A 10993-nucleotide genomic window follows, 5' to 3' on the forward strand; every position below is an offset into this window, starting at 1 on the left:
TACTTGTCTGGGCCTACCTTTTGGCAACGTGCACTTCGTTGTTTAAACCGCCGCTAATTTTTTGAAATTTGAGTGCCTCCAGGTCGTCCCGCCCCACCTGCTGAGCAGAACACCTCGGCAGGTTGCCGTTATGGGCCGCCCCCCCTGGGAGCGCCAGGCAAATATCCCGGTTTGCCCATGCTCTCCCAGCCCCTCCCTTCGCATCAGGCCCTCGCCAGCAAAAAGCCCAGGGGTGCTGGCGACTGCACTCAATGCATCATCTGGGGCTGTCTCTCGAACAGATGCTCGAATTGGGCAAGCCAAGGCTCTGCCAAGCAACGGATCTGCGCATCGTTGCGCAAGATGCGCTGCATGATGCGCGTCTTTTCACGGCGGTGCTCGGGCAGCAATTCATGCTCTTGGGACTTGAAGCGCAGTTGCTCAATCAGCACAGCACAAGCGCCTTCATAGCGCACCACGCCATCCCAGTCCTTCAGCTTGGCAGCTTCCAGCATCTTGGCGCTGCTGTCTTCAATCGCTTTGTAATAGTCAATCAGCATGTGGGACATTTTTAGACTCCCTGCTTTTGGACGCCGGTACCGATTTGCTCCCAGCTCTGGGCCACAGGGACAATCAACTCGACCACCTCTTCCACCATCCCGGCATCGTTACGCAGGTTGGCCAAGGTAAGACGCTTGACACAATAGTCATACAGCGCTTGTAGATTCCCAGCCAACTCACCGCCTTGTGCAGGATTGAGTCCGCCTTTGAGGCCCTCTTCCAGAATACGCACGGCCTTTCCCAAATGGCGGCCCTTTTCATCAATCTCGCCGCGCTGCATGGCTCCACGCGCCGCATTCAACGATTGCATCAAACCGTCGAACAGCATCTTGATCAGCATATGCGGAGTCGCACCCTCCACACAGGACTGCACACCTACTTGCCGATATGCCGAGGCTGCACGAGAACTAACGGGGGTGTACATCGACGACTCCTTCATATGCATGCTTTTGTTCAATATCGGCAATAGAAGGAAAAACTCAAGCAATTCCTAGAGCACTTTTCGCGAGGTATTCGTCAATCCACTCAAGAGTTGCAGGGCGAAATTTTTGACCACTGCATTCCATATCCATGTGCCCCGCGACCGACTCACAACCAAGCACTTTCACTTGTTCCACTGCGTGACTTGTTGTGAGATGTAGTTATTCAACGCCGTCAGCGAACCCATCTTCGCATCCAGTGCCGTGTATTGCGCTCGCAAACGTTTTTCGACCACTGCAGCACGGTCATTGACTCTGTCCTGCTCCTGGGTGTTGCGCTTGGCAGCGGCACTCAGCGCATCAGCCTTGCTGTTCATCACACCATCGAAAGAAAGCAGGCTTGTCATATATGTCTTGAGCTTGACAGCCAAGCCGTTGGCATCAGACCCCGTGGCCACATTCGTAGCAAACATGGCTTTGAGCGCTTCCGGCGTCTTGAGCGCCTTGTCTAGCTTGCTGCCGTCCACCGTCAGCTTGCCACCGCGCTGCATATCAATACCAATATCCGAAAGCCGCTTGAAGACACCCTCTCCGCCAGTGGTAGCCATCATCTGCTGACGTAACGCATTCTGCAAACCGACCGCCGAACTATCCCCCTGGAAAATGCCCGCGGTCTTGGTTTCATCGTCATATTTTGTGGAGGCGCTCAGCAGATCGTTGACTGCGTTGTATGCGTCCACGAAAGCCATGATGTTCTTCTTCATGCTCGCCGTGTCGGTACTTACCGACACATCCACATCCGAAGTGGTCACTTGCGCGACCGTCATGCTCAACCCTGGGACCGCATCGGCAAAGGTGTTGTTGGCCGATGAAATGTCGATGCCATTGATTTTGGCCAACGTGTTCTGCGCATACTGAATTGTGTTGGCAGCCATACCGACACCAGCTGAATTCTCGGGATCAAAAGCCAGCCTGGACAAACCTGGCGCGCCACTATCCTCCGCCACTTGGATACGGAAGCCCGAAGCTTCTCCGGTAGCCTTTGATCGCACCAGCAAGCGCTCGCCCGTGGCATCGCGCAGTACCGTGGCGGTTACATCGGTAGTGGCATCATTGATCGTCGCCGCGATCTTTGTCAGGGAGTCCGTAGCACTCACCGCGATGTCCACTTTCGATGGGGACTTTGGTGTGAACATGGGCGGAGGACTGGTGTGCAACCAAGTTCCCAACTGGATCGTCAATGTTCCGGCACCGACAGGCGCATCGGCTGTCGCGATGGCCGTAGAGGCCACCGACTGGGCACGAGCCAACTGCTGAACGCTGATGCCAAACGATGTCGCAGTGGCTATCCCCGAAATACTCGCGGACACAGCGCTACTGTTAGAGGACGTCACCGACATCCCATTCCACCCACTGTCGCGCGTGAGTTTCGACGCCGCATCCGAGAGTGTCGACATCAGTGACTTGAGCTGCGAATACGTCGATATTTTGGTTTGGATGGAGGTAGCAGCGGTTTGTAGCTTAGCGATAGGACGCTTTTCCAGCGCCACCAGCTTAGTGACTATAGAGTCAACATCCAACCCGCTACCAATGCCTGCAGATGAAATGGCCATGTCAACCTCCTGAACAAGTCCATTGGACGGACTTTGCAAAAAACACTGCGTGATTTTTGCAAAATCAGCCCCACGCAAAAGCCGGAAAAGCGGCGAAGGGGCAAGCCCCGTCGCCGCTTTGCAAGACCAAGAATACTCTTGGCCCGCTGCTGCTCCTCAGCTTAACGCAGAAGGGACAGCACACCTTGTGGCAACTGGTTAGCCTGCGCCACCATCGCCGTACCAGCCTGCTGCAGAATCTGGGTGCGCGACAGGTTCGCTGTTTCCTTTGCGAAGTCCGCGTCCACAATCCGCCCTCGCGACGCAGACAGGTTTTCCACTTGAATCTCAATATTACCAACCGAGTTCTCGAAACGACTTTGCAGGGCACCGAGATCAGCGCGGGCCGAGTTGACCTGGTCGATGGCGCTATCGATCTTCTTGAGTGCCACCCAGGCGTTGGCCTGTGTATCCACCGACAGGGTGTCGATACCCAACGAATCGGTCGTCGTGTCTGTCGCGCTCAACTGCGCTCCAGCATCCCCGACAACCGCCGCAGCATAACCAAAATTGTCCGCTGTGAAACCGCTCAGGGTCAGTGTCGCAGCGTCACCACTGCTGTCCAGCTTGGACGACATCAGATCAATGGTGTAGTTGCCATTGTCCTGCTTGCTCAAGAAGGCCGTCACACCTGAATCAGCCGACTTGCGGTTGATGGCCTCCACCAACTGACCCAGTCGCTCGGTTCCTGATTTGGCTTCCTTGATCGTACCCAGATCCCAGGTCGTGGTGCCATCATCAATCTGCAAAGTCGTGCTGTCGGTGATTGCCGCCAGATCGGTGATGGTCGTTACATCGATGTCGGTGGTCTTGTCGTAAGCGTACACGACATCCGCCAAGCCCTTTGCAGTGGTATCGGTCAAAGCGCCGACGGTGATGTTGTCGCCGGAATTGGCACCTACCTGGAACACGGCGCCCGAGAACGTACCATCCAGAATTTTCTGACCGTTGAAGCTGGTCTGCTTGGCCACACGGTCGATCTCGTCGGTTAACTGCTTCACTTCCGATTGCAGAGCCGCACGATCGGCCTTGCTGTTGGTCGCGTTGCCTGCCTGCACGGCCAGTTCGCGCATGCGCTGCAGCATGTCGCCGACCTTGCCCAGCGAGCCTTCGGCCGTCTGCGCCAGAGAAATACCGTCGTTCGAGTTGCGCGCCCCCACTGTCAGGCCCCGCACTTGGGTGTTCATCCGCTCGGAAATAGCCAGACCAGCCGCATCGTCCTTGGCACTGTTCACACGCAGCCCTGAAGAAAGGCGCTGCATGGAAGTTTGCAGAGAGTTTGCGGACATGCCCAAGTTCCGCTGTGCAGTCAACGAGGCGATGTTGGTATTGATGGTAGAGGCCATTTGAAAGCTCCTTATTAACTAAATTCCGGCTAACCGCCGATCACAACGCCAGCACCGGTCTGGCAGCCTAGACCGGACGGCAGCACGAACATCCGTCACTGGCCGGTCAACAGATTGATTCAATCCGTTGTGTTTGTTTTCGGGGATTCCCGGCAAAACTTGAGGGCGCCAGCGTTTTTTTTCTCCACTCGAACGCTCGCCCCCCCGAATCACGGTCAAAAGAACTCAAACAAGGCGGCTTTTTCAACACTTTTCCGGACTATGCGCTGGGCCCAGATGCGCAGAATCAGGTCACGGATCAACCGAAGTCAGCGCCTTGATGCTGGCGCTACCTCCGGCGGGCAGGCCGGACTTTCGTCCCAAGGAGATTTCTAATGGCCTCTACCATCAATACCAACATCGCCTCGCTGAACGCACAGCGGAACTTGGGCATGTCCGCAAACTCTCTGCAAACTTCCATGCAGCGCCTTTCTTCAGGGCTGCGTGTGAACAGTGCCAAGGACGATGCGGCCGGTCTGGCTATTTCCGAGCGGATGAACACCCAAGTGCGTGGCCTGACAGTGGGAGCGCGCAACTCAAACGATGGGATTTCTCTGGCGCAGACGGCCGAAGGAGCACTGGGCAAACTCGGCGACATGCTGCAGCGCATGCGCGAACTGGCCGTGCAGGCAGGCAACGCGACCAACAGCAAGGCCGACCGAGTAGCGCTGCAGGCTGAAGTTAGACAGTTGACCGATGAAATCGATCGTGTGGCCAAGCAGACCACATTCAACGGACAAAAGATCCTCGATGGCTCATTTTCGGGCGCGGTATTCCAGGTAGGCGCCAATTCCGGCGACAACATCACCATCGGAGCGCTGACCGACTCGCGCGCCGCAGGCCTGGCGGATGTGGTGTACGCCTACGACAAGACCACCGATATCGATGCAACGACCGTCACCGATCTGGCGGCAATCACCGACAGCACAGCGTTGCAGATTGATGATGGCATCCATACCTGGGATCTGGGTCCGATCAAGGAAGCCAAATCGGGAACCGAGCGCATGGGTCAGTTGGTTGAGGCCATCAACCGGAAGTCGGCCGATACCGGTGTGACTGCCTTCTTGAGCAAGCAGGACAACGGCAACTACACCATTGACTTGATGTCGTCCAAGCTGGACAGCAATGGTGACGCTGCGACACTGACCCTGAGCGGTTTCACTGCGGACAATTTTGGTTATGCCGCTACGAACGTGGGCGCTGCGGGAGCGCAGCTGAGTGCAACGGACACCACGACCGATTCGTTGGGTATCGACACCCTGTCGGTGGATACACAGGCCAACGCCTGGGTGGCACTGAAGAAGATCGATAGCGCCATCGACCAGGTGAACTCGGCTCGCGCTGATCTCGGCGCCCTGCAAAGTCGCTTTGAAAGCTCCATCGCCAACATTGAAATCCAGGTGGAAAACCTGTCTGCGTCGCGAGGGCGGATTGTGGACGCAGACTTTGCAAAGGAAACAGCGAACCTGTCGCGCACCCAGATTCTGCAGCAGGCAGGTACAGCCATGGTGGCGCAGGCTAACCAGTTGCCACAGAACGTACTCAAGCTGTTGCAAGGCTAATTCCCACCCATCGAACTGGGGCCCCGACTTCTATCGCAGGTGCAGGGGTTATTGCCGACTGCCAACAATTCGCATGGGCTGGCCCGCGTTCACGGTGTAGGCCGCGATTTCGCCGCGCACGATCGATCCGGCACCGATCACACACCCCTTGCGCAGGATGGAACCATCAAGCAACACACAATTGGCACCAATCCAGACATCGTCTTCAATCAGGATTCCACCTTTGCTGGGAAGGAACCCCTGCTCCCGAATGGGGCGATTCCGATCATGGTAAGCGTGGTTGACTGGCGCGAACGTGCAGTTGGCAGCAATCGCTACCTTGTCACCAATCCTGATGCCGTTTCCCGTGTACAGAACACAGCCGGAATTGATGACGGTCCACTCGCCAATCTGCACATCGCCGTTACCTCCAGCTGGCTTGAACTTCACAAAGCTGTCTACGATCGTGTTCGCACCGATCTCGATGCGTGTTCCTCGGACAGAGTCCTCAATATCGGCGAGCGGCGATATCTGGGCCGTCGGGTGAATGAAAATCATTTAAACACCAAACCTTGACCTGTGGGTAGCTCCAGCACATGGTAGCCGCGCGCAGCCAACCAGGGGTCCTCGGCCAGCTTCTGAGCACGATAACCAAGCCAGCCATAGTCATCCAGGATCAGAATACCGCCAGGCGATACTCGATCAAACAACACTTCCAAGGCACCAATCTCAGCCGGTGCGTTATTCAGATCGAGATGCATGAACGCCACCTGCTGCGGCGCCACCTGTGACAGCACCTCAGGCACACTGCCTTGGGTAATCTTCACATTGGACATGCCAGCGAAACGCTGCTGTACTCGTTCATACAACTTCTTGCTATGTTCCGGCATGGAATGGTGCGGCATGCCGGGCGTGTGCTCGAAAAGGTCGTAGAGATAGTAGGTTCGGTCCGTCAGGGTTCCAAAGTCCGTGTAATCAGCGACCAGCTTCGCAGTCCCTCCTTTGTAGCAGGCGCATTCAACAAAGTCCCCAGGAATTTTTCGGGCGATCACACTGCGGGCGGCCCAGGCAACCACATGCAGACGCCAAACGATGGCCTCTTCGATTGGAGTTTCGACCATGCCGCGCCAAGCTTGCAGAAATTTTTCATCCTCGAAAAACCCCAGATTGCGGCCAAAAGTAAACAGGTTGTCGCCGGTAAAAATACCGTTCTGGGACCCGACGTTATCAATCGCCCCCTGAATATTCTTGACGAAGCCCTCGGCCTTGACGCCGAAAAACACACTGGACAGGAAGTTCATGTCGATAGCTCCTGAACTCTCACGCCACGCGACGCAAAAAACCATCTGGCGCCGAGGTCACCAAGAGTCGGTCTTCGATTGATTTATCAATCTGGAATTCGGGGTGGCTCCGCAGCCATTCCCATACCGCCGTTTTGGGATTGTTTCCCTTGCCCCATGGCCGATCGGTCCAGACGTAATCATCTGGCATGTCCTCCACGAAAGTGTCAAACACCACACAGTAACTGCCCAGGGTAACCAAGCCGGCGTATGCCTGCAATTCAGCCAACACATGCTCATGCGTGTGGTTGGAGTCCAAACAGACCAACACGCTCTTTTTGCCAGCCGCCGCTGCTTGCACCTGGGCCACGATTTCCGGCGCGATGCTGGATCCCTCCAGCATACGTATCCGTTTCGCGAGAGGATGCATCTCAATCGCTTTCCGATTGTGGGCACGGATCTCGATGTCCACACCCAGTACCTCCCCCTTGCCAATCATCTCCAGCATCGATGCCGAGAGCACCAGGGAACCGCCATGCGCTATCCCCGTCTCGATCACCAAATCGGGCTGTACCGCCCAGATGATCTCCTGCAACGCCATCGCGTCCTGTGGCAACTGGATCAATGGGCGCCCCAACCAGGAAAAGTTGTTCATATACTTTCGCTCCAGCGCCATGGCTCGCCACTGGTTAGAAAGCGCGCGAAATTCCATGTCCTGGCTGAAGCGCGCTATACGCTCACGCTTCTCCAGCAGATGGTCTGGATGCGCCGAGGGGGTGTTTTCAAAGTAAGTCACTCACAATCCTTTCTGAAGGCGATACAGCCGGAGGAAATCAGAGAAATAACTGTCGAAACGACGGGGCTCAAACGGGAAGTATTCAAGCGTGCGGCGCATGTCTATCGCAGCAAACTTCCAAGTTGGCGCGGCTTCGGCCACCGAAACGGAGAATCCCATTTCGCGCTCAAGTGCCGCAACGATCTGGGCATTACGCACGGCCTCTCCACTGGCGACATTGAAAATGCCTGAGCATCCAGACTGCGCGATACGCGCCAGCAAGGCGACAGCATCATCAATCCAAAGATAGTCCTTGGCCGAATCCAGTGCCGTATGCAAATGAATATGGCCAGTCCGCACGCCCTCATCGAGCAACTGCTCGATGAATATATCTGGATCGGTTCGTAACCCAACGATGTTGGATAAGCGCACCACCCTCGCACACCGGCGGCTTCCATGCAAGCACAGCGACTCCCCCATCAGCTTGGACAGGTTGTACAAGTCGCTGGCATCGTTCGGATCCACGAGCAACGGTGTGGACTCCGAAGTAAACGCTGCACCACTGTATACGCGCGTACTGGACAGGTACGTCAGCGAGGCAAAGTCACCATGAGCCAACAATTGCCGCAAAAGACAAACATGGGCATCGACGGTATCTAAGGGCCGCGCACGAAAATCGGCAGTCAGTCCAATCGCATAGACCACATGCCCCAACTTCCGCCGCAGCCAACTCATGTCATCACGTGCCGGCGCCTCGCAAGGCACGCCCTGAGCCCGCAGATAGCGCAATAGGTGGGAACCGATAAAACCGCCCGCCCCCAGGATGACAACGGACTGCTCAGACATCGCCATCCCCATCGAAGGGGCCACAAAGGCCAGAGTAAGTGACGGCATCAATCGGCATCCGTTGTGCATCACGCTCCGACACCTCCGTCACCGTCAGCGGCCAGCGAATGGCCAGTGCGGGATCAAAAGGGTTCAGCCCATCTTCTGCCGCCCCATGGTAAGGGGAGGTGACGTAATACAGCGTTTCAGCATCATCACAGAGTGTTTGGAACCCATGTGCGCAGCCGGGTGGAATCACCAGACTCATGCGATTTTCGGCTGACAACTCGACGCCAAACGCCTGCAGATAGGTCGGTGATCCAACCCTTAAATCTACAGCCACATCGTGAATTCTGCCCACCGGGCAGCTCACGATCTTTGTTTCGTGGTGCGGTGGATGTTGAAAATGCAGGCCGCGCACGGTTCCAGCGACACGAGAGAAAGAATGATTGATCTGGACGATAGGGCGCACCAAGCCAACCGCCCGGAACTCATCGGCACAGTATGCGCGCGCAAAAAAGCCGCGCGCATCTGTGATGGGTTTGCGTCGAACCAGCCAGACACCAGCAATGGGCGTAGCCAAAAACTCAAAACGCGGCGTGTCGCACACAGACTCGGTCATCGATTTAATCGCAACGACTGAGAAGCCGTGCCCGCCATGTAGCTTGCTATTTGTTTTCGGCACAACGTGGCGACATCATCCCCACGCTGCCACGCCTGGAACCAATCGACCGTCGCATCCAGAGCCTGCTCCAGACTCCAGAGCGGACGCCAGCCCAACTCGATACGGGCCTGGGTAACGTCGAGCCTCAATAGCCCGGCCTCGTGCGGGGCCCCTGCCGCTCCAGAATACTCAATGCGAGCACCTTCTCCCCACCGCCGAGCCAGGCCTTCCGCCACGGCACCCACCGCAGCATCACCGCCAACCTCGGGGCCAAAATTCCAAGCCTTGGCCGCCCTCTCACCGTCCACCCCCAGCAATCGTTCGGCCAATGCCAGATAGCCACCGAGCGGCTCAAGCACATGCTGCCAAGGCCGCACCGCTTGTGGATAGCGCAAGCTCACCGGGGCGCCAGCTGCGAAAGCCTGCAAACAATCAGGCACCAAACGCTCCGGGGACCAGTCTCCACCACCGATCACGTTACCGGCGCGTGCGGTAGCCACGCGGGCTGGATGCCCATCTGCTCCATAAAAGCTAGCCCGGTAACTGGCCACAACAATCTCGGCTGCACTCTTGCTGGCGCTATAAGGGTCACGCCCGCCCAGCGCATCAGCTTCGCGGTATGGATAGACCCATTCACGGTTGTCGTAAACCTTGTCGGTTGTCACGATCACCACAGCCTGTACGCTGTCGACAGCGCGCACGGCCTCCAACACATGGGCCGTACCCATGACGTTGGTGGCCAAAGTGGTTAGCGGATCTGCATAGCTAGGCCGCACCAAGGCTTGGGCAGCAAGATGTAACACCACCGACGGCCGAGCAGCCTGCAGCGCAGCCTGCAATGCAGATCGATCCGCTATGTCGGCCCGCATGTCACCCGCCAACACACGAGCTACTCCCGCCTCATTAAACAAACTCGGCGTCGTCGACGGATCCAGTGCATAACCGTGAACACGGGCCCCCATTTGGGCCAACCACAGTGCCAGCCAACTGCCCTTGAACCCGGTATGACCGGTCAAGAAAACCGATCGCCCCTGCCATTGTTGAATGTTCACCATGGCATCACCAGCACATCCATGGCGCCCGGCCCGATTGCCAGAGTTCTTCAAGCTGATTTTTCTCGCGCAGCGTATCCATGGGTTGCCAGAAGCCTGCATGCTCGAAGGCCATCAGCTCCCCCTGCGCCGCGAGACTGGACAACGGCTCCATCTCCCAGCTTGTCGCATCACCCTCGATGAGATCCAGGCACCGTGGTGACACCACGAAGAAGCCTCCGTTGATCAACCCACCGTCGCCGCGCGGCTTTTCGGTAAACGCACGCACTGCAGCACCATCCATTTGCAGCGCTCCATAGCGCCCCGGCGGCTGAACTGCCGTCACGGTGGCCAACTTGCCGTGGCTGCGATGGAAGCGGATCGAGGCGCCGATGTCCACGTCCGAGACACCATCTCCATACGTGAAGCAGAACGCCTCATCGTCCTGCACGTATTCGCGCACACGCTTGAGACGACCACCAGTCATGGTGCTTTCACCAGTATCCACCAGTGTCACACGCCAGGGTTCAGCATGCTTTTGGTGCACTTCCATGCGGTTGTTCACCATGTCGAACGTCACATCCGACATGTGCAGGAAGTAGTTCGCGAAGTATTCCTTGATGATGTAGCCCTTGTAACCACAGCAGATCACGAAGTCTTTGACCCCATGCGCCGAATACATCTTGAGGATGTGCCAAAGGATGGGCTTGCCGCCAATTTCGATCATCGGCTTGGGACGCAAGTGCGTCTCCTCCGAAATCCGTGTCCCCAACCCCCCAGCCAATATCACTGCCTTCATTTTCTACGCCCCTTCTCCCAAGCGTCGAACATCATGGCATAGGCCTGCTCCACCTTCCTCGCAAACCCCTCCTCATCCATCA

General features: G+C 56.9%; 12 protein-coding genes. 1 reads left to right on the plus strand and 11 read right to left on the minus strand.

Going from position 1 to position 10993, the window contains the following annotated elements:
• Positions 1 to 248: 248 nt before the first annotated feature.
• The 4 genes from ACODSU_RS25025 to ACODSU_RS25040 form a co-directional block, all read right to left on the minus strand.
• Entirely contained in the window at positions 249 to 548 is a 300-nt protein-coding gene (locus ACODSU_RS25025; protein WP_488845629.1) for a flagellar protein FliT, read from the minus strand.
• A 2-nt stretch (positions 549 to 550) separates the two neighbouring features.
• The gene (gene fliS, locus ACODSU_RS25030) at positions 551 to 964 is read right to left on the minus strand and encodes a flagellar export chaperone FliS (RefSeq protein ID WP_488845631.1); all 414 of its coding nucleotides are present in this window, start codon (positions 962 to 964) and stop codon (positions 551 to 553) included.
• A gap of 180 nt (positions 965 to 1144) precedes the next feature.
• Complete coding sequence (gene fliD / locus ACODSU_RS25035; RefSeq protein WP_488845633.1) at positions 1145 to 2572, minus strand: flagellar filament capping protein FliD; 1428 nt, start codon at positions 2570 to 2572, stop codon at positions 1145 to 1147.
• 161 nt (positions 2573 to 2733) lie between these two features.
• Positions 2734 to 3957 (minus strand): flagellin N-terminal helical domain-containing protein, encoded by a 1224-nt coding sequence (locus tag ACODSU_RS25040; protein ID WP_488845635.1) that lies wholly within the window; start codon positions 3955 to 3957, stop codon positions 2734 to 2736.
• Between the two features lie 374 nt (positions 3958 to 4331).
• Here ACODSU_RS25040 and ACODSU_RS25045 point away from each other — a divergent pair, with 374 nt between their 5' ends.
• Positions 4332 to 5558, plus strand: coding sequence for a flagellin (locus ACODSU_RS25045; protein ID WP_488845637.1), 1227 nt, complete (start codon positions 4332 to 4334; stop codon positions 5556 to 5558).
• 48 nt (positions 5559 to 5606) lie between these two features.
• Here ACODSU_RS25045 and ACODSU_RS25050 read toward each other — a convergent pair whose 3' ends face one another.
• Genes ACODSU_RS25050 through rfbF form a run of 7 tightly spaced genes read right to left on the minus strand, consistent with a single transcriptional unit; the run spans position 5607 to position 10911 of the window.
• Positions 5607 to 6095, minus strand: coding sequence for an acyltransferase (locus tag ACODSU_RS25050; RefSeq protein WP_488845639.1), 489 nt, complete (start codon positions 6093 to 6095; stop codon positions 5607 to 5609).
• Positions 6092 to 6838: a TylF/MycF/NovP-related O-methyltransferase gene (locus ACODSU_RS25055; RefSeq protein ID WP_488845641.1), complete on the minus strand. Its 747-nt coding sequence runs from the start codon at positions 6836 to 6838 to the stop codon at positions 6092 to 6094. Before ACODSU_RS25055 ends, ACODSU_RS25050 begins: the two co-directional genes overlap by 4 nt.
• 19 nt (positions 6839 to 6857) lie before the next feature.
• Positions 6858 to 7613, minus strand: a complete 756-nt coding sequence (locus ACODSU_RS25060; RefSeq protein WP_488845643.1) for a cephalosporin hydroxylase family protein — start codon at positions 7611 to 7613, stop codon at positions 6858 to 6860.
• The gene (locus ACODSU_RS25065; RefSeq protein WP_488845645.1) at positions 7614 to 8438 is read right to left on the minus strand and encodes an NAD-dependent epimerase/dehydratase family protein; all 825 of its coding nucleotides are present in this window, start codon (positions 8436 to 8438) and stop codon (positions 7614 to 7616) included. It lies immediately after the preceding gene.
• Positions 8431 to 9039 (minus strand): dTDP-4-dehydrorhamnose 3,5-epimerase family protein, encoded by a 609-nt coding sequence (locus ACODSU_RS25070; protein ID WP_488845647.1) that lies wholly within the window; start codon positions 9037 to 9039, stop codon positions 8431 to 8433. Before ACODSU_RS25070 ends, ACODSU_RS25065 begins: the two co-directional genes overlap by 8 nt.
• On the minus strand, positions 9036 to 10136 hold the full coding sequence (gene rfbG / locus ACODSU_RS25075; protein ID WP_488845649.1) for a CDP-glucose 4,6-dehydratase: 1101 nt from the start codon (positions 10134 to 10136) through the stop codon (positions 9036 to 9038). The genes ACODSU_RS25070 and rfbG overlap by 4 nt, the downstream gene beginning before the upstream one ends.
• A 4-nt stretch (positions 10137 to 10140) precedes the next feature.
• Positions 10141 to 10911, minus strand: coding sequence for a glucose-1-phosphate cytidylyltransferase (gene rfbF / locus ACODSU_RS25080; RefSeq protein ID WP_488845651.1), 771 nt, complete (start codon positions 10909 to 10911; stop codon positions 10141 to 10143).
• Positions 10912 to 10993 lie beyond the last annotated feature (82 nt).

It is taken from the genome of Acidovorax sp. FG48, assembly GCF_057809085.1.